The organism is Mesorhizobium sp. P2_B11, assembly GCF_056404855.1.
Map to the genome: position 1 here is coordinate 40,303 of NZ_JBFUDF010000002.1, position 22,718 is coordinate 63,020.

At 63.5% G+C, this 22,718-nt stretch carries 20 protein-coding genes; 8 read left to right on the top strand and 12 right to left on the bottom strand.

Features of this window, described 5'->3' with window-relative positions; translation table 11 throughout:
• Positions 1-29: 29 nt before the first annotated feature.
• Complete coding sequence (locus tag AC1DYJ_RS04610) at positions 30-965, bottom strand: hypothetical protein (protein ID WP_477287838.1); 936 nt, start codon at positions 963-965, stop codon at positions 30-32.
• Between the two features lie 346 nt (positions 966-1,311).
• Here AC1DYJ_RS04610 and AC1DYJ_RS04615 point away from each other — a divergent pair, with 346 nt between their 5' ends.
• The 5 genes from AC1DYJ_RS04615 to AC1DYJ_RS04635 all read left to right on the top strand — a co-directional run bounded on the left by AC1DYJ_RS04615 (position 1,312) and on the right by AC1DYJ_RS04635 (position 7,545).
• Positions 1,312-2,544 carry a thiamine pyrophosphate-dependent enzyme gene (locus AC1DYJ_RS04615; protein WP_477425969.1) on the top strand — a complete coding sequence of 411 codons (1,233 nt, stop codon included), beginning with the start codon at positions 1,312-1,314 and terminating at the stop codon, positions 2,542-2,544.
• 3 nt (positions 2,545-2,547) lie between these two features.
• Positions 2,548-3,561 carry an alpha-ketoacid dehydrogenase subunit beta gene (locus AC1DYJ_RS04620; protein ID WP_477287842.1) on the top strand — a complete coding sequence of 338 codons (1,014 nt, stop codon included), beginning with the start codon at positions 2,548-2,550 and terminating at the stop codon, positions 3,559-3,561.
• Position 3,562: 1 nt separating this feature from the next.
• Positions 3,563-4,870, top strand: coding sequence for a dihydrolipoamide acetyltransferase family protein (locus AC1DYJ_RS04625; protein ID WP_477287844.1), 1,308 nt, complete (start codon positions 3,563-3,565; stop codon positions 4,868-4,870).
• Positions 4,871-5,073: 203 nt separating this feature from the next.
• Positions 5,074-6,462 (top strand): dihydrolipoyl dehydrogenase, encoded by a 1,389-nt coding sequence (gene lpdA / locus AC1DYJ_RS04630; RefSeq protein WP_477287846.1) that lies wholly within the window; start codon positions 5,074-5,076, stop codon positions 6,460-6,462.
• Positions 6,463-6,678: 216 nt separating this feature from the next.
• The gene (locus tag AC1DYJ_RS04635; RefSeq protein ID WP_477287848.1) at positions 6,679-7,545 is read left to right on the top strand and encodes a glycosyltransferase; all 867 of its coding nucleotides are present in this window, start codon (positions 6,679-6,681) and stop codon (positions 7,543-7,545) included.
• A gap of 255 nt (positions 7,546-7,800) precedes the next feature.
• Here the strand turns inward: AC1DYJ_RS04635 and AC1DYJ_RS04640 are convergent, their stop codons facing one another.
• On the bottom strand, positions 7,801-8,904 hold the full coding sequence (locus AC1DYJ_RS04640) for a saccharopine dehydrogenase family protein (RefSeq protein WP_477287850.1): 1,104 nt from the start codon (positions 8,902-8,904) through the stop codon (positions 7,801-7,803).
• Between the two features lie 150 nt (positions 8,905-9,054).
• On the opposite strand from AC1DYJ_RS04640, the gene AC1DYJ_RS04645 reads away from it, so the two are divergent.
• Positions 9,055-9,483 carry an Lrp/AsnC family transcriptional regulator gene (locus AC1DYJ_RS04645; protein WP_477287852.1) on the top strand — a complete coding sequence of 143 codons (429 nt, stop codon included), beginning with the start codon at positions 9,055-9,057 and terminating at the stop codon, positions 9,481-9,483.
• A 223-nt stretch (positions 9,484-9,706) separates the two neighbouring features.
• On the opposite strand, the gene AC1DYJ_RS04650 is transcribed toward AC1DYJ_RS04645, so the two are convergent.
• The 5 genes from AC1DYJ_RS04650 to AC1DYJ_RS04670 all read right to left on the bottom strand — a co-directional run bounded on the left by AC1DYJ_RS04650 (position 9,707) and on the right by AC1DYJ_RS04670 (position 16,095).
• Positions 9,707-11,740, bottom strand: coding sequence for an aldo/keto reductase (locus AC1DYJ_RS04650; RefSeq protein ID WP_477287854.1), 2,034 nt, complete (start codon positions 11,738-11,740; stop codon positions 9,707-9,709).
• A gap of 30 nt (positions 11,741-11,770) precedes the next feature.
• Positions 11,771-12,850, bottom strand: a complete 1,080-nt coding sequence (locus AC1DYJ_RS04655; RefSeq protein WP_477287856.1) for an ABC transporter ATP-binding protein — start codon at positions 12,848-12,850, stop codon at positions 11,771-11,773.
• Positions 12,851-12,861: 11 nt separating this feature from the next.
• On the bottom strand, positions 12,862-13,698 hold the full coding sequence (locus AC1DYJ_RS04660) for a carbohydrate ABC transporter permease (protein ID WP_477287858.1): 837 nt from the start codon (positions 13,696-13,698) through the stop codon (positions 12,862-12,864).
• Complete coding sequence (locus AC1DYJ_RS04665) at positions 13,695-14,555, bottom strand: carbohydrate ABC transporter permease (RefSeq protein WP_477287860.1); 861 nt, start codon at positions 14,553-14,555, stop codon at positions 13,695-13,697. The genes AC1DYJ_RS04660 and AC1DYJ_RS04665 overlap by 4 nt, the downstream gene beginning before the upstream one ends.
• A 271-nt stretch (positions 14,556-14,826) precedes the next feature.
• The gene (locus tag AC1DYJ_RS04670; protein WP_477287862.1) at positions 14,827-16,095 is read right to left on the bottom strand and encodes an ABC transporter substrate-binding protein; all 1,269 of its coding nucleotides are present in this window, start codon (positions 16,093-16,095) and stop codon (positions 14,827-14,829) included.
• A 106-nt stretch (positions 16,096-16,201) separates the two neighbouring features.
• Here AC1DYJ_RS04670 and AC1DYJ_RS04675 point away from each other — a divergent pair, with 106 nt between their 5' ends.
• Positions 16,202-17,071 (top strand): helix-turn-helix domain-containing protein, encoded by an 870-nt coding sequence (locus AC1DYJ_RS04675; protein ID WP_477287864.1) that lies wholly within the window; start codon positions 16,202-16,204, stop codon positions 17,069-17,071.
• Positions 17,072-17,489: 418 nt separating this feature from the next.
• On the opposite strand, the gene AC1DYJ_RS04680 is transcribed toward AC1DYJ_RS04675, so the two are convergent.
• The 5 genes from AC1DYJ_RS04680 to AC1DYJ_RS04700 all read right to left on the bottom strand — a co-directional run bounded on the left by AC1DYJ_RS04680 (position 17,490) and on the right by AC1DYJ_RS04700 (position 21,882).
• Positions 17,490-17,798, bottom strand: coding sequence for a DUF1236 domain-containing protein (locus AC1DYJ_RS04680; protein ID WP_477287866.1), 309 nt, complete (start codon positions 17,796-17,798; stop codon positions 17,490-17,492).
• 696 nt (positions 17,799-18,494) lie between these two features.
• Entirely contained in the window at positions 18,495-19,874 is a 1,380-nt protein-coding gene (locus AC1DYJ_RS04685; protein ID WP_477287868.1) for a HAMP domain-containing sensor histidine kinase, read from the bottom strand.
• Positions 19,875-19,878: 4 nt separating this feature from the next.
• Positions 19,879-20,259, bottom strand: a complete 381-nt coding sequence (locus AC1DYJ_RS04690) for a YkvA family protein (RefSeq protein WP_477287870.1) — start codon at positions 20,257-20,259, stop codon at positions 19,879-19,881.
• 57 nt (positions 20,260-20,316) lie between these two features.
• Complete coding sequence (locus AC1DYJ_RS04695; RefSeq protein WP_477287872.1) at positions 20,317-20,994, bottom strand: winged helix-turn-helix domain-containing protein; 678 nt, start codon at positions 20,992-20,994, stop codon at positions 20,317-20,319.
• A 93-nt stretch (positions 20,995-21,087) separates the two neighbouring features.
• The gene (locus AC1DYJ_RS04700) at positions 21,088-21,882 is read right to left on the bottom strand and encodes a COG4705 family protein (protein WP_477287874.1); all 795 of its coding nucleotides are present in this window, start codon (positions 21,880-21,882) and stop codon (positions 21,088-21,090) included.
• 186 nt (positions 21,883-22,068) lie between these two features.
• Here AC1DYJ_RS04700 and AC1DYJ_RS04705 point away from each other — a divergent pair, with 186 nt between their 5' ends.
• Positions 22,069-22,701: a methyltransferase family protein gene (locus tag AC1DYJ_RS04705; protein ID WP_477287876.1), complete on the top strand. Its 633-nt coding sequence runs from the start codon at positions 22,069-22,071 to the stop codon at positions 22,699-22,701.
• The last annotated feature ends 17 nt before the right edge of the window (positions 22,702-22,718 follow it).

The following is a 22,718-nucleotide window of genomic DNA, read 5'->3' on the forward strand; positions in this document are numbered from 1 at the left end:
CGCCGGGTGAACAAACTTGATGTTCAGCGCTACTTCTTGCCTTCAAGGGATTTGACGCTGTCCGGATTGAGCAAGGTATCGGCAGGGCCGAGACGTTCATAGCCCGTCAATGCAGCGTCGATCGCCTCATCCTTCTTCACCGACCACACGGTCACCAAAATCAGGTAGTTGGCAAACGCGTTCTGCTCTCTCGCCAGAATGGTCGCCAGACGTGGATTGGTCTGGAAAAAGCGATCGAGTTCCTGTTTGACGGCGATGTCGGTCCCCGCCAGCGACCGAATGGCCCATACGGCCGACGCGATCGTCAACGAACGCATCATATCTGACGATGGCTGGTTCCTGGGACATCCGTATTTCCGGCAAGCCTCAATAATCATGATGTTGCGGCGCCCCGGCGCTCCTGCGCCGCCGAATTTCCCCATCACGAGACCGATGCGGATCGCATCCGCCGCCATGCCGTCACGACTGGTGCGAAGATTTTCTAGAACATGATCGATGTAGGTCAGGTCTCCCGTCGCCATATAGGCGCCAAGCAGTAGATCATTGTCCATCGCAATGGAGACCGGGATCACCGTTTTCAGCGGCGTGACGTCGGCGGATACTGGATCGTTCGATTTTCGCGTCGACGCGAAACGACGGGCTTCGTCAACCAGACCTGCCTTGCGAAGTGAGGCCAGATAGAACTCAGCCGCGCGATCGGAACGCACCCCATCCAGCAGTTTTTGCCGCAGCTCCGGTGCGCTGTCGAACAAGGCGGCGAAAAACCCGATGATCGTTCCGTTATCGATCCCGGGCGGAGCATTGTCCAAGGTGGCGACGAGGCGGTCGAGGCAGGCAACATCCTTCGTACGATAGAAGACGCTGATGCAATCGTCCGACTCCGACTGGGCGAAAGCCGTTCGACCGGCCAATGCCAGAAACGCAACAATGGCCAAAGCAATGAAGGCCGTCGATCGTCCTGGCATGCCTGCTTCCCCCAAACGATCCCGCAAAGATAGGGTTTTGCGTCCGGCGGACGCAACTGAATTGCGGCGGGGCGGGGAGAAGGGGAGGCCGCGCGAGTCGAGCGTCCCACTTGCCTTATCTGGCGGCAATCGCCCCGCAAACTTCCGCCTAATTGCGCGCCACCCTAAAACATCGACAAGAAATTTCGTCGCCATATCTGCATCTTGGCGCCGCGTGCCACGTCGGTCCTGAACAGGCCGATGACCGGGAGGATGGGTGCGTGTTCTGGCCCTCACGAAATCGCACTGGTCTGGCGGCGCAGATGTGCAAATATTCGCGACCGGGCAACATTGGAGGATGAAGGTCATGGCCGATGCTGGGATGTTGCGGTTTCATGTGCCGGAGCCGGAGGTGCGTCCGGGCGGAACGCCTGACTTCTCCAACGTGCCCATCCCCAATGCCGGCTCGGTGCCGCGGCCCGAGATCGATGTCGATCCGCGCACCATCCGCGACATGGCGTTTTCGATTATCCGTGTGCTGAACCGCGACGGCGAGGCGGTCGGGCCGTGGGCCGGGCTGCTCACCGATGAGGAGCTGCTCGAAGGCCTGCGCCACATGATGACGCTGCGCAGCTTCGACGCGCGGATGCAGATGGCGCAGCGCCAGGGCAAGACCTCGTTTTACATGCAGCATCTGGGCGAAGAAGCGGTGAGCTGCGCCTTCCGCAAGGCGCTGGCGCCGGGCGACATGAATTTCCCGACCTATCGGCAAGCCGGCCTGCTCATCGCCGACGGCTATCCGATGGTGACGATGATGAACCAGATCTATTCCAACGAGGCCGACCCGCTGAAGGGGCGGCAGCTGCCGATCATGTATTCGTCGAAGGAGCACGGCTTCTTCTCGATCTCCGGCAATCTGGCGACGCAGTACATCCAGGCGGTCGGCTGGGCGATGGCCTCGGCGATCTCCAACGATTCGAAAATCGCCGCGGCCTGGATCGGCGACGGCTCGACTGCCGAATCCGACTTCCATTCCGCCCTTGTCTTCGCATCGACCTACAAGGCGCCGGTCATCCTCAACGTCGTCAACAACCAGTGGGCGATCTCGACTTTTCAGGGCATTGCCCGCGGCGGCTCGGGCACCTTTGCCGCGCGTGGCCTTGGCTTCGGCATTCCGGCGCTGCGCGTCGACGGCAATGACTATCTTGCCGTGCATGCGGTGGCCAAATGGGCGGCGGAGCGGGCGCGCAAAAATCTCGGGCCGACGCTGATCGAATATGTCACCTACCGCGCCGGCGCGCATTCGAGCTCGGACGATCCGTCGGCCTATCGGCCGAAGACCGAATCCGATGCCTGGCCGCTCGGCGACCCGGTCGTGCGGCTGAAGAACCATCTGATCCAGCGCGGCGTCTGGTCGGATGAGCGCCATGCCCAGGCGGAAGCCGAAATCCTGGAAACGGTGATCGCGGCGCAGAAGGAAGCCGAGAGCAACGGCACGCTGCATGCCGGCGGCAAGCCGTCGACGCGCGAAATGTTCGAGGGCGTGTTTGCCGAGATGCCGCCGCATCTCAGGCGCCAGCGCCAGCAGGCGGGAGTCTGAACCATGCCGAGACGAACCATGATCGAGGCCATCCGCGACGCCATGGATGTGTCGATGGGGCGGGACGAAAAAGTCGTCGTCTATGGCGAGGATGTCGGCTATTTCGGCGGTGTTTTCCGCGTGACGCATGGCCTGCAGGCGAAATATGGCAAAAGCCGCTGCTTCGATGCGCCTATCAACGAATCCGGCATTGTCGGTTCGGCCATCGGCATGGCCGCCTATGGCTTGAAGCCGTGCGTGGAGATTCAGTTTGCCGACTACATGTATCCGGCCTACGACCAACTGACCCAGGAAGCAGCGCGGCTACGCTATCGCTCGAACGGCGATTTCACTTGTCCGATCGTGGTGCGCATGCCGACCGGCGGCGGCATTTTCGGGGGCCAGACGCACAGCCAGAGTCCGGAGGCGCTGTTCACCCACGTGTCCGGGCTGAAGACGGTGGTGCCGTCCAACCCGCATGACGCCAAGGGGCTGCTGATCGCGGCAATCGAGGATCCGGACCCGGTGATCTTCCTCGAGCCGAAGCGGCTCTATAACGGCCCGTTCGACGGTCATCACGACCGGCCGGTGACGCCATGGTCGAAGCATGAGTTGGGCGAAGTCGCCGACGGTCATTACACCGTGCCGCTCGGCAAGGCGGCGGTCCGCCGGGCGGGCTCCGCCGTCACCGTGCTCGCTTACGGCACCATGGTCTATGTCGCGCAGGCGGCCGTGGAAGAAACCGGCATCGATGCCGAGATCATCGATTTGCGTACGCTGCTGCCGCTCGACCTCGACACCATCGTTGCCTCGGTCAAGAAGACCGGGCGCTGCGTCGTCGTGCACGAGGCGACACTGACCTCCGGCTTCGGCGCCGAGCTTTCGGCTTTGGTGCAGGAGAATTGTTTCTACCACCTCGAAGCGCCGGTGGCGCGCGTCACCGGCTGGGACACGCCCTATCCGCATGCGCAGGAGTGGGAGTACTTCCCGGGGCCGGCCCGTGTTGGCCGCGCGCTTCTCGAAACCATGGGAGCTTAAGATGGGCGAACACATCATCAAGCTGCCCGATGTCGGCGAAGGCGTCGCCGAGGCCGAGCTTGTCGAATGGCACGTCAAGGTCGGCGATCTCGTGCGCGAGGACTCCGTGCTTGCCGCCGTGATGACCGACAAGGCGACGGTCGAAATTCCTTCGCCGGTCGATGGCGAGATCCTGTGGCTGGGCGCCGAGATCGGCGACACGGTGGCGATCGGCTCGCCGATCGTGCGGCTGAAAGTGGCGGGTGAGGGCAATTTCAAGCCGGATGCCGGTGGGCAGACGGCGAAAGCCGAAGAGTCGGCAAAACCGGCCGAAGCAAAGCCCGAAGCTGCTCCGGTTGCAAAGCCCAAGCCGGCAGAGCCGGCGGCCAAAACCGCGCCTGTAGCTTTCGCGCCAAAAGCCGCAGAGCGGGTGTCCGGCGCGCCGCGTCCGGAGGGGGAAAAGCCGCTGGCGTCGCCCGCCATTCGGCTGCGGGCAAAGGAAGCCGGCATCGATCTGCGCCAGGTCTCAGGCACCGGTCCTGCCGGCCGCATCAGCCATGAAGATCTGGAAGCTTTTCTGGCGCGTGGGCCGCAGGTGGCGAAGGCGTCGGGTCTCGCCCGCAATGACAGCGTCGAGGACATCAAGGTCATCGGGCTGAGGCGCAAGATCGCCGAAAAAATGTCGCTGGCGAAATCGCGCATCCCACACATCACCTATGTCGAGGAGATCGACGTCACCGCGCTCGAGGAATTGCGCGCCGCGCTCAACAAGGAAAAGCGCAAGGGCGTCGAGCGGCCGAAGCTGACGCTGCTGCCGTTCCTGATGCGGGCGATGGTCAAGGCGATTGCCGACCAGCCCAACATCAACGCGCTGTTCGACGACGAGGCCGGCATCGTCCACCAGCATGGCGGCGTGCATATCGGCATTGCCGCGCAGACGCCGTCGGGGCTGGTCGTGCCGGTGGTCAAGCACGCCGAGGCGCGCGACCTCTGGGATTGCGCGGCCGAGCTGAACCGGCTCGCCGATGCGGCGAAGTCCGGCACGGCCAGCCGCGACGAGCTGTCGGGCTCGACCATCACCATCACCTCGCTCGGCGCCATGGGCGGCGTGGCGACGACGCCGGTGATCAACCATCCGGAAGTGGCGATCGTCGGCGTCAACAAGATGATGGTGCGCCCGGTCTGGGACGGCACCCAGTTCATCCCGCGCAAGATGATGAACCTGTCGTCGAGCTTCGACCACCGGGTGGTCGACGGCTGGGACGCCGCGGTGTTCGTGCAGCGCATCAAGGCGCTGCTGGAAACGCCGGCGCTGATTTTCGTGGATTGAGGGGCGATGAGAACGGTCGCCAAGGCCCCCTCACCCGGATTGCCAAAACCGAATTGCAAAGGGCAATTCGGGGCAATCCGACCTCTCCCCAAGGGGAGAGGAGGTCGCCGGCGCCGGTGCTCGCCTCTTCTCCCCAGCGGGGAGAAGGTGGCCGCGAAGCGGACGGATGAGGGGGCCTTCGCCACCAGAAAGAGTGTGCCAAGATGAAAGAAATCTCCTGCAAGCTGCTCGTCATCGGCGCTGGTCCCGGCGGCTATGTCTGCGCCATCCGGGCCGGCCAGCTCGGTATCGATACGGTGATCGTCGAAGCCGGCAAACCGGGCGGCACGTGCCTCAATGTCGGCTGCATTCCGTCCAAGGCGCTGATCCATGCGGCGGAAGAGTTCGAGAAGGTCGCGCATATGGCCGGCGGCGCCAGTCCGCTCGGCATCTCGGTCGCGGCGCCCGCGCTCGATCTGTCGAAGACCGTCGCCTGGAAAGACGGCATTGTGAGCCGGCTGACCAGCGGTGTCGCCGGGCTGCTGAAGAAGGCCAAGGTCAAGACCGTCTATGGCTGGGCGACGTTTCGCGATGGCAAGACCGTCGCGGTCGAGACCGAGACCGGCACGCAGATCATTCGCGCCGAAACGATAGTGATCGCCACCGGCTCGGCGTCGGTCGAACTGCCGTTCCTGCCGTTCGGCGGGCCAGTGATTTCGTCGACCGAGGCTCTGGCGCTCAGCGACGTGCCGAAGAAGCTCGCGGTTGTCGGCGGCGGCTATATCGGGCTGGAGCTCGGCATGGCCTTCGCCAAGATGGGGGCCGCGGTGACCGTGGTCGAAGCCCTGCCGCGCGTGCTGGCGCAGTATGATGCGGAGCTCACCCGGCCGGTGGTGAAGCGGCTTGGTCAGCTCGGCGTCGAAGTCATGCTCGGCGCCAAGGCCAAGGGCGTGAAGGGCGACGCGCTGCTGGTCGAGACCGCGGACGGCAAGAGCACCAAAATCGCCGCCGACAAGATACTGGTGACGGTCGGCCGCAAGCCGGTGACCGAAGGCTGGGGCCTCGACCAGATCGACCTCGATATGGCGGGCAAGTTCATCAAGATCGACGACCAGTGCCGCACCTCGATGCGCGGCATCTACGCCATTGGCGACGTCACCGGCGAGCCGATGCTGGCGCACCGGGCGATGGCGCAAGGCGAAATGGTCGCCGAGATCGTCGCCGGCCACAAGCGCAGCTGGGACAAGCGGGCTATCCCCGCCGTCTGCTTCACCGACCCGGAACTGGTCACCGCAGGTCTGACGCCGGAAGAGGCGAAGGCGCTGGGCGAAATCAAGATCGGCCAGTTCCCCTTCGCCGCCAATGGCAGGGCGATGACCAAACTCGGCGAAGACGGGTTTGTCCGGGTCGTGGCGCGCGCGGACAATCATCTGGTGCTGGGCATCCAGGCGGTCGGGCAAGGCGTATCGGAACTGGCGGCGGCCTTTGGGCTGGCGCTGGAGATGGGCGCGCGGCTGGAGGATATCGCCGGGACGATCCACGCCCATCCGACGCAGGGCGAGGGATTCCAGGAAGCGGCGCTGAAGGCGCTGGGGCACGCGTTGCATATTTAAAGCTCCCCCTTCTCCCCTTGTGGGAGAAGGTGTCGCCGAAGGCGACGGATGAGGGGTGCTCCAGGGAATACCAGCGTCTCACTCCGCTGGAACACCCCTCATCCGTCTCGGCGCGATAGCGCCGATCCACCTTCTCCCACAAGGGGAGAAGGGAAGTGCGCGGCATCGCCAGCCACCGATTGTCGCAAGTCAGCAGAATGTACTAAGTGTCAGCCCATGGGCACCGGGCTGAAGAAATACATCGCCATTCGCTACAACATCGCCGCGCGCTTCAAGCCGAGCCAGTGGGATGGCAAGGGCCGCGCCAATCTCGACCCGGTGTGGCTGGTCGAGCGGCTGGCCTTGTTCGACACCTATTGCGCGCCATCGCTTGAAGCGCAATCGCTGAAGGATTTTACCGTCCTGCTCGCATTCGATGCCGACACGCACGAGAACTACATCAGGACAGTGTGCGATTGCGTGGCCGGTGTCGATGTCAGGCCGATCCTCGTCGAGGCCGGCGCGGATCACAATGAGCGCTTCAATGCGTTCGTCCAGGCCGATAGCGATGCCGAGTATGTTTCGCTGACGCGGCTCGACAGCGATGACGCGCTGGCCCCGACCTTCATGGAGCGGGCCGACCACTATGCCCGCACGGAGATCGCCAAAGGCACGGTGGATACGCAACCTCTGTACATCGCCTTTCCGCACGGCCACAATTTCCACGTGGCGACCAATTGGTACACCGACCACGACTACGTGACGTCGGCTTTCGGCACGCTGGTCGAAAAGAGATCGCCGTCGATGAGCGGCATCTACGGTGCGCACCACGCGAAGATGGCAACGATCCACAACACCGTCGTGGCGGCGTCGAAGGGCGCGCAATGGTGCATCGTCATCCACGACAACAACGCCGCCAATGTGTTGAAGGGAAAGCCGGTCGCGGAGCCGTCTTTCACCGTGGGACGGCCGGGTGTCGAAGCCAATGTGCCCGCGCGAAAGGAAAGCGCGCGGCGACAGGGGGCGCAGGCGAGCATGGCGCCGCGGACCGTGGATAATTTCATCCGGTTTTTGCTCGGGCGACCGATGGTGCTGCGGAAGTAGCTGGAGCGGCGCTTTACCCCCCCCTTGTGGGGGTGAGATGCGGTTCGCGCAGCGAACGAAAAGCCAATTGCTTGGCTTTTCGACCTTCGAACGCCCTGAGCCTGCGAAGGGCCGGAGTGAAAGCCGATCCACCTGGCCGGGTCCCCGCTGCTTCGCAGCGTCCCGGCGTTCGCTGGCCTTTCATCGTGCCACTGGCACGATGAATTCGCTTTGCGAACCGGCTGCTCACCCCCACAAGGGGGAGGGTAAAGGAGCTCAGCTCGCGAGCCGGCTCACCATCTCGTGCTGGGCATAGGCCCGTCCAAACCGGTTGGCCAGGAATGCATCCAGTGCAATGTCTTCCTGCTTGACGAAGCCGGTCGCCGGCAGGCTGCCGTCGGCCAGCATGTCGAGCACGGCGCAGATGCCGGATGCGGTGGTGATCTGGATGGCGCTGCGGACCTGGTCGCCGACGCGCTGCGAATAGATCTTGTTGGCGTAGGTTTCCTGCAGCAGGCGGCCGTTGCGGCGGCCCGAGACGGTGACGAAGACAATGACCACGTCCTGCAGCGTTGCCGGCAAAGCGCTCTCGAAAATGTCCTTCAGCACGTCGCGGCGGTGGCGCAGGCCGAGGTCGTTGAGCAGCGCCTTCATGATCGCGGCGTGGCCGGGATAGCGGATGGTGCGGTAGTTCAGCGTGCGCACCTTGCCTTTCAGCGTTTCGGCCAGGGTGCCGAGCCCGCCGGAGGTGTTGAAGGCCTCATAGGTGACGCCATCGAGCGAAAATTCCTCGCGCTCCTCCAGCGGCGGCACTTCGATCAGCTCGCCCTCGACGATCGCCTCGCAAGGCTCGCAATATTCGTTGATGACGCCGTCAGTGCTCCAGGTCAGATTGTAGTTCAGCGCATTGGACGGATATTGCGGCAGCGCGCCGACGCGCATGCGCACGCTTTCCAGCGAGTCGAAACGGCTGGCGAGATCGTTGGCGACGATCGAGATGAAGCCGGGCGCCAGGCCGCATTGCGGGATGAAGGCGCTCTTGCCCGACTTGGCCAGCTCCTTGACGCGGCGGGTCGAGACGACATCCTCGGTCAAGTCGAGATAGTGGACGCCGGTGGCGGCGGCCGCTTCGGCGATGCGGGTGGTGAGATGGAAGGGCGCGGCGCTCAGCACGGCGAAGCCGCCGGCAAGGGCTGCTTCCAAGGCGCCGGGAGCGGTGATGTCGAGTTCCAGCGCCTCGACGCCGGCGGGAAGTTCGGCCGCGGCAAGCTGCGCGGCCGCGCGGTCGACGACGGTGACATGGTAGTCGCCGGTGTCGGCGAGCATGCCTGCAATGGTGGAGCCGATCTTGCCGGCGCCGACGACGATGATTTTCTTCATGATTGGATCCCTCACAAAAGCCTTTGGCCCGAACCGCTGCGCGGTTGAGCGACATGGCCTTGAGAATCGCAGCTTGCCTGGCGAAAGGAAGCGTGGAATTGTTCGAAACGAACCCTCTCTTTGGACGATAAGACGACAAGGATCGTCGAAATGCTCAGCGACGCCGAACAAAAGCTGCTTTCCCTGCTGCGCGCCAATGCGCGCGCCTCGACCGCCGAACTGGCGCGCCAGCTCGGCGTGTCGCGCACCACGGTGCAAAGCCGGATCGAGCGGCTGGAACAGCGCGGCATTATTGTCGGCTATGGCGTGCGGCTGGCGCCGGACTATGAGCAAGGGCTGGTGCGGGCGCATGTGCTGCTCACCGTCACGCCAAAACTCGCCGACAAGGTGGTGCGCGCCTTGCAGGCGCTGCCGCCGGTCAGGACGCTGCATTCGGTCAGCGGCAATTTCGACATGATCGTCATCGTCGACGCGCCGTCGATAAGAGATCTCGACGCGCTGCTGGATGAGATCGGGGCGATGGATGGGGTCGAGCGGACCGCGTCGTCGATTATTTTGTCGACAAGGATCGATCGGTGAAACGGTTGAGATGCTGGCGCGAGGCCCCCCTCTCTGTCCTGCCGGACATCTCCCCCTCAAGGGGGGAGATTGGCAGTTTGGGCGCTTCGCCTCATTTTGCGACGTCGAAGATTGGCGAAAGCCGACGTGACATTTGATCTCCCCCCTTGAGGGGGAGATGCCCGGCAGGGCAGAGAGGGGGGCGAAGGAACGCAGCGCTTTCCTTTTTGCGCCCCAAACAATCCTAAGCCCGCCGCCTTTCCGGCCCTTCATCCAGCCACGCCAAATCCTCCGGCGACAGCGCAATATCCAGCGCCTTCAAACTGTCCTCCAGCTCGTCCAGCGTACGCGGGCCGATCAGCGGGACCGAAGGGAAGGGCTGCGCCAGCACATAGGCGAGCGCGACATGGATCGGGCTTTTGCCGAGCCGCTGCGCCAGTTCGATGGCGCGGTCGCGGCGGCCGAAATTTTTCTCGGAGTACCAGACCCGCACCAGCTCCTCATTGTCCTTTCTGTCGCGGCCGGCGCGGTCGGTGAAGAAGCCGCGGCCCTGGCTTGACCAGGCGAAGTTGGGCATCTGCCGCTTGGTCAGCCAGGACTTCCAGTCGTCGGTCGACGAGGTGATGCAACCGGCCCAGATCGGCTCCAGCATCTCGGCCAGCGAGAAATTGTTGGAGAGCGCGCCGGGCTTCTGCTTGCCGTTCTTCTCGGCATAGGCGATCGCCTCGTCCATGCGCGCCATCGTCCAGTTGGAGCCGCCGAACGGACCGCGAATGCGGCCGGCCTTCGCCTCGGCGTCCATGGCGTCGACGAACTCGCCGACCGGCACATCGGGGTTGTCGCGGTGCATGAAATAGATGTCGACATGGTCGGTCTGCAGGCGGTCGAGCGACTGGGCGAGCTGCTTGCCGATGACGTCGGGATAGCAGAGTGGCGAATGCGCGCCCTTGGCAATGACGACCGACTGCTCGCGCACGCCACGGTTTTTCAGCCACTGGCCCAGCAGCGTCTCGGTGTAGCCGGCGCCGTAGACATAGCCGGTGTCGAACAGATTGCCGCCGGCCTCGAAGAAGGCGTCGAGCAGGATCGAGCCCGAGGAGAAGGTGCGGAAATCCTCAAAGCCTAGCGCCACCACGGAGGCGGGCTTGGCCAGGCCGGGTATCTTGCGCTTGGCGATGGCGGTGCCGTCGGTGCGCAGCGGCCGGCCGGAGATGGTGTTGATGCGCTTAGCCGGCTTTTCAATCTCGTATTCGAGGCCGACCGCACTGCGCCATCTGTCGAGCACGCGCAGCGTGCCGAGGCTGTCGGCCCAGGACATGCCGGGACAGGCGAATTCCTGGCCGCCGGCCAGGATCGCCTCGCCGGCGGCGTCGACCTCGAAGGAATAGAGATGGCGGGTCTCGTTGACGCTGATGGTTTCGCGTTTGCCGTCGGCGTGGATCACGTCGATCTTGCCGAGGCCGCCATCGCGGCCGCCGCCGCCGGCAAACCAGAAGTCCGGCACTTCGATGCGGCCTTTGGTGCCGAGAATGCGGAGCACATTGTCCTGGTTGAGCGAGATGCTGCAGGACACTTCGGCGACGACACCGCCGGGGAAATGCAGCAGCGCCGAGGCCCATTCGTCGACGCCGGACTGGCCGAGATGGGCGGTGCCGACGACCTTGTCCGGATCGGCGAAAGGTTTGCCGACTGCCGCCCCGGCAATCAGCCGCGCCATCGAGACGGGATAGCCGCCGACATCGAGAATGCCGCCGCCGGCGAGATCGTTGGCGTAGAGCCGGTGCAGCGGCATGAAGCCCGGCATGGCGAAGCCGAAGCTCGACTTGATCATCCTGACCTCGCCGATGACACCGGACTTGATCAGCTCGACCAGCTTCAGCGTCTGCGGGTGCAGCCGGTACATGAAGGCTTCGCCGAGGAAGGTGCCGGCCTTGCGCGCCGCGTGGATCATGGCGTCAGCCTCGAAGGCGGTCAGCGCCAATGGCTTTTCGCACAACACATGCTTGCCGGCCTCCGCCGCCCTGATCGCCCATTCGGCGTGGCCGGGATGCGGGATGGCGATGTAGACGGCGTCGACTTCCGCGTCGTCGAGCAGCGCCTGATAGCCGTCAAGTATGCGGGCGCCGGGAAACGTCTGAGCCAAGCCTGCCTTGCCGGGGTTGCGGGCGCCGAGCGCGACGATCGTGCCGGTGCGCGATCCGGCCACGCCGCCGGCAAAGGCCTTGGCGATGTCGCCCGGCCCGAGGATCCCCCAGCGGATGGGCGCGGTTGAAGTCATGGTCATTCTCCTTGGAAAGGCTGGAAGAGGTCAGCGCAGCCGCTGGCCGTTTTCGTCGAACAGATAGGATTTCCGGATGGACACGGTGATCTCGGCGGTATTCGGAACCTTTGCAGCGTCGCGCTGGATCACCAGGTCCTCGCCATGGGCGGTCCGGGCATAGATGAAGGTGGTGCCGCCGAGATGCTCGACGACGTCGATGCCGACGGTGAGGTCGGCGTCGCCTTCGCCTTCATTGCCGAAATGTTCGGGCCGCACACCGACAATCACCTTGGCTCCGGTTTCCGGCACGGCGCCGGTCAGCGGTTGCGTGATGCGGGCCTTTTCCTCGCCGACCAACTCGACGGTGACGCTGTGCGTATTGCGGCCGACGACGCGGCCCTTGATGAAATTCATCTTCGGCGAGCCGACGAAGCCGGCGACGAACTGGTTGTCGGGATTGTCGTAGAGGTCGAGCGGCCGGCCGATCTGCTCGACATGGCCGCCGCGCAGCACCACGATCCGGTCGGCCAGCGTCATCGCCTCGGTCTGGTCGTGGGTGACATAGATCATCGTCGTGCCGAGCTCCTTGTGCAGGCGCGAGATTTCGACCCGCATCTGGACTCTCAACTCGGCGTCGAGATTGCTCAACGGCTCGTCGAACAGGAACACTTGCGGTTCGCGCACGATGGCGCGGCCGATGGCGACGCGCTGGCGCTGGCCGCCGGAGAGTTGCTTCGGCCGCCGCGCCATCAGCTCGGTGATGCGCAGGATTTCGGAGGCCCGTTTCACCCGCCGTTCGGTGTCCTCCTTCGGGTTGCCGGTCATTCTGAGACCAAAGCTCAGATTCTGCTCGACCGTCATGTGCGGGTAGAGCGCATAGGACTGGAACACCATGGCGATGCCGCGCTCGGCCGGCTCGACATCGTTCACCACCTTGCCGCCAATGGCGATCTCGCCGCCGCTGATGTCCTCCAGCCCGGCGATCATCCGCAGCAATGTCGACTTGCCGCAGCCGGACGGGCCGACGAAGACGACGAACTCGCCATCGGCGATGTCGATGTTGGCGCCGTGGATGATCTCATAAACGCCGAAGCGCTTGAGGACATTGGTGAGGGTGACTGCCGCCATATCGCTCTATCCTACTTGACGGCGCCGGCGGCGATGCCGGCGATGAAATGGCGTTGCAACAGCACGAAGACGACGAGCATCGGCACGGTCAGCATGACGGCGCCGGCCATCAGGCCGCCCCACGACACTTTGGTCAGGCCGATCAGCGTGCCGAGCGCCACCGGCGCCGTCATCGCGCCGGGCTGGCTGTTGATCAAAAGCGGCCAAAGATAATTGTTCCACGAGGCGAGGAACAGGATGATGGAGAGCGCCGCCAGCATCGGCCGCGCCAGAGGCAGCGCGACGAACAGGAAGATGCGCCATTCCTTGACGCCCTCGACGCGGGCCGCGTCAAACAGATCGTGCGGCATCATCGAAAAGGCCTGGCGCATGAACAGCACGCCGAGTGAATTGAAGAGCGGCGGCACGATCAACGCCACCCAGGTGTTGGCGAGCTGGAAGTCGCGCGCCACCATGATGAATTGCGGGATCAGCACGACCGCGTAAGGCAGCGTGATGGTGCCGAGGATGATGGCGACGACAAACCCTTTGCCGACGAAATGATAGCGCGCCAGCGCCCAGCCAGCCATCGATGTCAGCAGCACCGACAGCACGGTGTAGGTCACCGCCACCGAGACCGAAATGCCGATGGCGCCGACGAAGTCGGTGTCGCGCTGGAGATTGTGGAAGTTTGCGAGGAAATTGTCGTGCGGCAGAAGCTCGATGCCGGGGCTGAAGATGCCGTTGTCAGGCATGGTCGAGAAGACGATCATCATCCACAGCGGAAACAACCAGACCAGCGCCAGTGGCGTCAGGACCAGATGCAGCAGGACGCTGCGGCCGAGACGGCGTTGCGAGAGCGAGCTCATTTCGGCTCCCGCGTTAGCCAGAGTTGCACCAAAGTGATGGCGATGGCGAGCGCCGCCATGGTGTAGGCGACGGCCGAGGCGTAGCCGAAATTGAGCGATCGGAACCCCTGGCGGTAAAGCAAAAGGCCGAGCGTCTCGGTGCCGCCGCCGGGACCGCCGCGCTCGGTGATCAGGAACGGTTCGGTGAACAATTGCATGGTGCCGATGATCGACAGCACGGCGCAAAAGACGATGACCGGTTTGAGCAGCGGCAAGGTGATGTAGAAGAACTGTTTGACCTTGCTGACACGGTCGAGCGTCGCCGCCTCATAGACGTCCTCGGGGATCGACTGCAGGCCGGCGAGCAGGATGATGGCGTTGTAGCCGGCCCAGCGCCAGGTCACCGCGATCATGATCAGCGCCATGGCCGGGGTGACGTTGGAGAACCAGTCGATCTTGGCCAGGCCGACGCCGGCGAGCAGCTTGTTGATGATGCCGAAATCGAGATTGAACATCAGCCGGAACACCGCGGAATAGGCGACCTCGCCGACGACGACCGGGGCGAAGAAGGCAAAGCGGTAGAGGCCGCGCGCCTTCAAGAGCGGCGAGTTCAGCAGCACCGCCATGACGATGGCCAGCGAAATCATCACCGGCACCTGGATGACGAGGATGAGCAGCGTGTTCATCAGCGCGTTGAAGAAGGCGGGGTCGCCGATCAGCCGGCCCCAGTTGAAGGTGGGTGCCCAGCGCCACGGCACGGTGCGCGTCGCCTGGAAGGAGATCATGAACGAGGAAATGATCGGCCACACCCAGAAGATGGCGAAGATCAGCAGGTAAGGCGTGAGGAAGCGATACGCGGTGGCGTTCTGTGTGCGCATGGTTTCCTCCTTCCTTTCTTTCTTGCCTTCTCCCCTTGTGGGGTGAGAAGCGGTTCGCGCTAGCGAACGAAAAGCCAATTGCTTGGCTTTTCGAGTTTCGAACGCCCTGAGCCCGCGAAGGGCCGGGGCGTGGTGGCCGATCCACCCTGCCGGGTCCCCGCTGCTTCGCAGCGTCCCGGCGTTCGCCGGCCTTTCATCGTGCCACTGGCACGATGAATTCGCCTGCGGCGAACCGGCTGCTCACCCCACAAGGGGAGAAGGTAAGAAGCGCTTACTTGACCGGCAATCCAGTCGCCGCCGCGATCTGGTTGGCAGCATCATCAAGCGCTGCCTTGGCATCCGGATAGCCGCCACCGAGATATTTGGTCTGCACCGCGCGCATGATGATTTCGGCGTCGCTCTGGAACGGGGTGCCGCGGCTCGGCACCACTTTGGGCAGCGTGGCGAGAATGTCCTTCCACACCGCCTGGCCGCCCCAATAGGGCAGGCCTTGCGCAACATAGGGGTCGTCGAGCGCCGAGATCAGCGACGGCACCAGGCCGAAATCCTTCAGCATGGTGATCTGGCCTTCGTTGGTCTCCAGCGTGTATTTCAGATAGGCGTAGGCGGCTTCCTTGTTCTTCGAGGCCGAAGTGATGGCAAGCGAGGAACCGCCGAGATTGGCGGCGCGCGGGCCGTCTGCGGTCAGGCTAGGCATCAGGTAGACACCCCATTTGCCGTTCTCGCCGGCCGATTCAGTGCGGATGGTGCCCTCATACCAGCCGCCATAGATCTGGGTGGCGACGGTGCCGGCGGTGTTGTTGGTGATCTTGGTACCCCAGTCGGCCGACGACATGATGCCGGCGTCCTTCATGTCCTTGATCTTGGCCAGCGTATCGACGCATTTCGGCTGGTTGACGGTGATCGACTGCCCGTCCTCGGCGAAATAACCGCATCCCTGCTCGTTGGAGATCATGCGGAAGAATTCGGTGTCGCCGTTGAAATCGGCGTTGGTCATGGTGACGCCCGGATTGGCGGCCTGGATCTTCTTGCCGGCGGCGATGAAATCGTCCCAGGTCTTGATCGAGGCCGGATCGACGCCCGCCTTCTCGTAGAAGTCGCGGCGGTAGAAAGCGGCGACCGGGCCGGAATCCCATGGCATGGCGTAGGCCTTGTCGCCCACTTCGAGTTCGGTGCGCTTGAAATCGGGGAATTTCTTCTGGTCTTCCGCGGTGTAGCCCAGCGTGTGCAGGTCGACAAAACAGTCGGGGAACTGGCTCCAGTAATTCTCGGCCTCGCCGTTTTCGATCGAGACGATGTCGGGCAGGCCGACGCCGCCGGCGGCACAGCCGGCGATCGACTTGTCATAGGTCGGCTGGTTGCCGAGATCCTGGACGGTGACCTTGACGTCGGGGAACTGCTTGTTGAAGCCGGCGATCGTCGACTTCAGGGACGAAGCAGCGATGTTCCAGCTCCAGATCGTGATTTCGCCAGACTGCGCCAGGGCCGGGCCCGAGCCCAGGCCAAGCGCCAGCGCGGCACAGATCAGTGTCGTGCGCATTGAAATCCTCCCATTTCATTTGCTCTCTCTTCGCGAGCATGGCTAAACTACGCAGCGCGGAAGGCTTGTCCCCGATAACGGGAATGAAGAATGGGCGGAAAGTAAGATGCCGGAACGGCCGTTTTACCAGCCTGGCGCCAGCAGCGTCGAAGGCCTGCCGATGGCCTTGCAGTTGTTTCACAATCACCCGCTGGTGATGCTCAAGCCGCACTGGCATGCCCAGGTCGAGGTCAATTTCATCGTCCGCGGCAACGTGCATTACCGCATGGCCGAGCATGAGATTTCGCTGTCGGCGGGCGAGATGTGCCTGTTCTGGGGCGGGCTGCCGCACCAGATGGACGATCTCTCGGACGACGCGATCTACACCGGTGCGCATCTGCCGCTGGTGCATTTCTTCCGCCTGCATCTGCCGACCGATGTCCGCCACCGGCTGATGACCGGCGCCACGCTGGTGACGTCGGCGACCGATGAGGCCGACCACCACAATTTCGAGCGCTGGAACCGCTATTTCCGCTCCGGCGATCCCGCCACGACCGAGCATGCAGTGAACGAGTTGCTGCTGCGGCTGGAGCGGATCCGGTTCGAACCCTACCGGCTGGTGCCGGAAACGGCCGCCGGCGCGGAAACGGGCGGTCCTTTCGACCAGCAATGGCTGCGCAATGTCGGGCGCATGTGCGATTTCATCGCCGAGAATTTCCTCTACGACATAGACTGCGTCGACATTGCCGCGGCCGCCGACATTCATCCGAAATACGCGATGAACATTTTCAAGAAGTCGACCGGAATGACGCTCAACGAATATATGAACCTGCTGCGGCTGAGCTACGCGCAGGCGCTGCTGATGCACGAAGATGCCAATGTGCTGCGCGTCGCCATGGATTCCGGCTTCGGCTCGCTAAGCGCCTTCAACAAATCCTTCCGCAAACTGGCCGGCATGTCGCCGTCGGATTTTCGCCGGGGGGCTGTGGGCCGATAGGTTTTCTCGGGTATGGCGCTAGGCTAATCGCGGCCAACGTTTGTCGGGTGCGATCCGTCAACCCGGAGAAAGTTTGCGGCGGCGGCGCGATTGACGAGCGGCTTCTCCCACTCCGTCTCGGCTTCGCCGAGCCACCTCTCCCCCCTCCGGAGGGAGAGGAAAGGCGCCAGGCGACGTAAGCTCGCGCCCTTGCACAAGTTCGCGCCCTTCCTCTCCCCCGTCGATCGGGGGGTCCGAAGGACGGGCGAGACCCGTGGCTCGCCCCGGCAAGGTGTCGAGCGCAGCTCGACGAAGTGGGGGTCGACCTGTCGCGCCGGCGCCGGCAACGGCTATTCAACGCGAAAAACCCGCTTCCAAAGGACAACTCTGGAAGCGGGCTGCCAGCGGCCGGACGTTGAGGGACATCCGGCCGAAGTTGCTACTCGATGATCTGAACGATCTTGCGCGTATCCGGGTCAACGAGGACTGCATGGTCGCCGACGACCGTGTACTTGTACTTCACGTCAGGGACGTCGATTGCGTGAAGTTCGACCGTATCCGGCAGGGCGGTGCCGACGTTGAGTTCCACACCGAGCAGGCTTACCGATGCGAGCTTCTGCTTGTGGATGTATTCGCGGACCACCGTCTGCTGCTCAGGTTTGAGAACGACGACAGTGTCGGCTACGGCTGCGCCAATTCCGGCGACCAGGACAAGACCTGCGGCGATAGTGACAAGATACTTTTTCATGACGAGCCTTTCTATGTTAAGGGCTGATTTCACAACTGTGTATTGAATGCCCAAACAACAAACTCAGCCAGGTATATATCGTTCCGCAAGTTTTCTAATTATTGGAATCTGTTCTGTGACCAGCTAAACGCCACTGTTGACACTTCTGCCCGCCCGGTTGTTCGTCGAGCATCTTTACACGGTAGATCGGGCGGCGGAGCCTTTGCCGCTGGCCACTCACGTAAGCCAGAAGCCGGCGAAAAGCACCGTCAAGATAAGGGAGGCGGGTACAGCAAGAAGCCACCGCGCTTCCATAATGCTGGTGTTTCGATCGTCCATTGCCTTGGCTCCTTGTTAGCCGGATTCACTGCAGGCAGAACGGCGCCCCGGTGCGATCGTTCCGCCCGTGGACCACGGTCCCAGGAGGCATCAGACTGAAGTCTTAACGTCAAAGGCAGAGGGCTGGGTGCGGCAACCAAGTCCTTGCCAAGACATTGGTAGCCAGCCGCCGGGTAAAGTCCCTTCATCGGCGGTCACCGGGTGCTCGCTGTTGTCCCCCGGCAGCGGCACCCGTTTTTGCGTCCGCAGCAGCGGCACGCTGCGATGACAAGGATCGCGCCGCCATCACCGCGAAAGACAAATGCTTCGTTCAGCCACCCTTCGCGCCGGAGTAGGGCGCCCTTGATGTGACGTTCAGGATCTGGGCTGACGGCCCTCTCAGGCCAGCGATGCCTTCGCTGCAGGGAAACCGACCATCACCGCCAGCCCGGGCCGGCGATCCTCCAGCGCGATCGTTGCGCCATGCAAATCGGCGATGGCGCGCACCAGGCTCAAACCTAGGCCGCTGCCGGGCGTGGTCCGGCTGGAGTCCAGCCGGTAGAGCCGCTGGAACACTTTTTCGCGCTCTTGCGCCGGAATGCCGGGGCCGTTGTCGGCAATCCTGGCGACGATGCGGTCGCCTTGCCTGGACACCGACAGCTTGATGATTGTGCCGCGCGGGCAATGGCGCAGGGCGTTCTCGACCAGATTGGCGAATAGCTGGGTCAGCAAATCGCGATCGCCGTGGACCAGGCAGTGCGTGCTTTGAACAATCTCCGCCGACAGCGACTTGCCGTCATCCTCGGCGACGCCAGCATAGATCTCGGCAATGGCTTCGACGACGCCGTTGAGGTCGAGGTCGACAAAGCGCGCCTTGCGGGCGCCGGCCTCGATCTGGGCGATGCGCAGCAGCGCGTCGAAGGTCTCGTTGATCTGCAGGCTCTCGCCGCGCGCCTCCGCCAGCTCGTCGGCAACGGCCTCGCCGCGCCCCGTCTTGTCGGCCGCCGACTCGAGGATCATTTGCAACCGGTTCAGCGGCGTCTTTAGATCATGCGCGATGTCGGCGCTGACCTGGCGCATGCCGTCGACAAGGGATGCCAGCCGTTCGAGCGCGGCGTTGACCTGGCGCGACACGCCATCGATGTCGTCGCCATTGCCAAGCAGCGGAATGCGGGCGTCGAGCCGGCCGTTGGAGACATCGTCCATGGTCGCGGCGATGCCGTCGAGGCGGCGCTGCACCCGCGACGCCAGAAGCGCGCCGCCCGCCACGCCAAGGCCCGAAATGATCAGGGTTGCCCAGCCGAAGCTCATCAGCACGATGCTCTCCAGCTCCTTGATCTCGGACAGCGAGAAAGCGACGGTCAGGCTGTCGGGGCCAACCGAACCGGACCAGGCACGGTACATTGTGCCGGGCGGCACGCCCGGCAGGGACGCGGCAAAATCCGAAAAGCCGTCGGGCAAGTCGGCGGCGGTGAAATTCCCGGCCAGATGATTGCCGGCGGCATCGGTCAGCGAGAACAGCTGCTCCTTGCTCGGGCTGAGCGCGGCATGGCTGTCGACCGCCGAAACCAGATCCTCCTGGTCGTTGCCGGCATAGGTCACCGCCACGACCGAATAGGTCTCCTTGACCGACTGGTCGAGCTGCTCGGCAAGGTCGGCGCTCATCAGCTGGTAGACAATGGCGCCTGACAGGATGAAGGCGAGCACGAACAGCAAGGCGAAGGTCAAAGCCAGCCGGAACGGCGTGCTGCGCAGCAGGCTGGCGCTTGTTTCCTTCATCGCTTTAGGCGGACTTCGGCCAGAACAGCCATAGCAGCGCCAACGCCCCCAGTATCCAGACAGCAATCATGAAGACCAGTCCGGCCTTGCCAACCGGCCTGTCGCGGCGCGTGGCCGCATCACGGAATTCCTGCATGAGAGCTGCTGGCACCAGCTTGACCGCAAGCATGATGCCGAGAGGGACGATCAGCAGGTCATCCAGATAGCCGATGACCGGGATAAAGTCAGGAATGAGGTCGACAGGGCTAAGAGCATACGCCGCAACCGCTCCGGCAGCGGCCTTTGCGTACCAAGGCACACGAGGATCGCGGGCGGCAAGCCACAATGCCACCGTGTCGCGGGTGATGCCGCGCGCCCATCGCTTTGCAGAGTCCAGCATCGACATCTCGCTTATATACGTACAGCCGGTTGGACGTGTGAGATGCGATCGAGCATGGCCCATTCAACTCGGCGCGTGCAAGCTGTAGCCCGTGTTGCGCACGGTGTGGATCAACGCGGTTTCGAACGGCCGGTCGATCTTGGCCCGCAGCCGGCTGATATGGGTTTCGACGACGCTGGTCTTGGGGTCGAAATGGAAATCCCAGACGCGCTCCAGAAGCATGGTGCGTGTGATCACCCGGCCTTCGCCGCGCATCAGCACTTCGAGCAGGCTGAATTCGCGCGGCTGCAGGTCGATCGCCTGGCCCTGTCTGGTCACCCGGCGCTGGATCAGGTCCATTTCGAGGTCGGCGATGCGCAGCGTCGTCTTCTGCTCCTGCGCCGCCGGGCGGCGGCCGAGCGCGTTGATGCGGGCAAGCAGTTCGGAAAAGGCGAAAGGTTTGACCAGATAATCGTCGCCGCCGGCCTCGAGCCCCTCGACGCGGTCGTCGACGCCGCCGACCGAGGTCAAAAAGATCGCCGGCGTGCGCACGCCCGCGGCGCGCACCGCCTTGATCATCGACAGGCCGTCGAGGCCGGGAAGCATGCGGTCGGCGACGATCACGTCATAGGCATCGCGGGTTGCGGCAAACAGCCCGTCACGGCCATCGCGCAGCAGGTCGCAGATGTGGCCGGCCTCGCTCAGGGCCTTGACGACATAGTCGGCGGTCCTGGGGTCGTCTTCGACAAGCAGAAGGCGCATTGTTGTTCCGATCGCTGGCTGGTTCACCGCTCCCCGGCGCCCCGCTCTAACGCCCTGTTCTGGCGCAATTCCGGCCAAAAAGCGGTTTCTTGCCTATTCAACCAGCATGGGATCGGCCGCGTCGGCGTTCTTCTTCAACGTCATATAGACCACCACCGCGACAATGCAGCCGAGGAAGGCAATGCTGGTGAAGGTGGTGCCGAAGCCGAGACCGCCATACTCAACCGGTTGCGACAGCAGGTCGCCGAACGAGGCGCCAAGCGGCCGCGTCAGGATATAGGCCAGCCAGAAGGCAAGGATGGCGTCGAGGCCGAAGGCGACATATCCGAGGGCTATGAGAGCGATGACCCCGCCGAACAGGAAGCCGGTGGTGAGATAGCCGATGTCAAATTGTTCGGCGACCAGATCGCCGACCGCGGTGCCCAGCGAGAAGGTGAAGAGGATCGCCAGCCAGTAGAAGATCTCGCGCCTGGTGGTGACGATGGTATGGATGGAGAGCGTCCTTTCGCTGGCGTACCAGACGGCGAATGTCGCGGCGAGCAGGACCGTGAAAGCGATGGTGGTGGTTTGCAGGCGGACGCCGAAATTGTCGACCAGATTGTCGGTGATCAAGGTGCCGACGACGCTGATCAGCACCACCGCCAGCCAATAGGCCCATGGCACGTAACGCTTCTGCGCGAATTGCAGCGCCAGCGCGACGACGAGAATGCCGGTCATGATCAGCGACGTCACGGTCAGGCCGAGGCCGAGGTTGACGGCGAGATAGTCGGCCGCCGTCTCGCCCATGGTCACCGCCAAAAGCTTGATCAGCCAGAATTCGACCGTGACATCAGGGACCCTGTTGGGCGATGCCAGGGCGGCTGCTGCTGTGCTTGTTGACGGGAGCATGACGGTATCCTTGGTGTTTCGGCAGAGCGACCATAGGCAGGCGACCTCGCCGCCATCTGTCCGTCCGCTTACAAATTCGTAAGAATGGCCCAAACTCCTGCCGGTCGCCTCGCCTTCGCCGCATGGAAGCGCTAGTGGATTGCGAGACACCGGCGCGATAGGCTCTGCCGGAGAGCAGGAACGATGATGAGCTACGCTCCCCTCAAGCCGGCGGCGAAGGCCTTCGACCAGCACAAGCGCCTGATCGTCGTACAGGTGGCCGCCGTCCTCGCCATTGCGGCGCTGCTGTTCGCCAAGCCCGTTTTTGTCGAAGGCTCGGAAGGGCACGAGTACATCGAAACGCTGGGTATGGGCTTGGTGCTAATCTGCTTCCTCGGCCGCCTGTGGAGCATTCTCTATGTCGGCGGCAGGAAGAACGAAGAGCTGGTCACCATCGGCCCGTTCTCGATGAGCCGGAACCCGCTCTATTTCTTTTCCACGGTCGGCGCCGCGGGCATCGGGTTGATGTATGGCTCGGTGCTGGTGGCGGCGGCGCTCGCCCTGATGAGCTACCTTGTGTTCCGGGTGACGGCGCGCAAGGAGGCCGAGTTCCTGTTTGGAAAGTTCGGTCCCGCCTACGCCGCCTATGCCGAGCGCACGCCGCCTTTCTGGCCGAACCCGCTGCTGTTTCACGACCAGGCCGAACGCCACTTCTCGACAAAGGCGTTGCGGCGGACATTCGTCGACGGGCTCTATTTCCTGGCGCTGTTCCCGGCCATCGAGATGATCGAGCACTTGCGGATCAGCGGCGTGCTGCCGGTGTTTTTCACCCTCTACTGACCGGACTCTAAGTATTT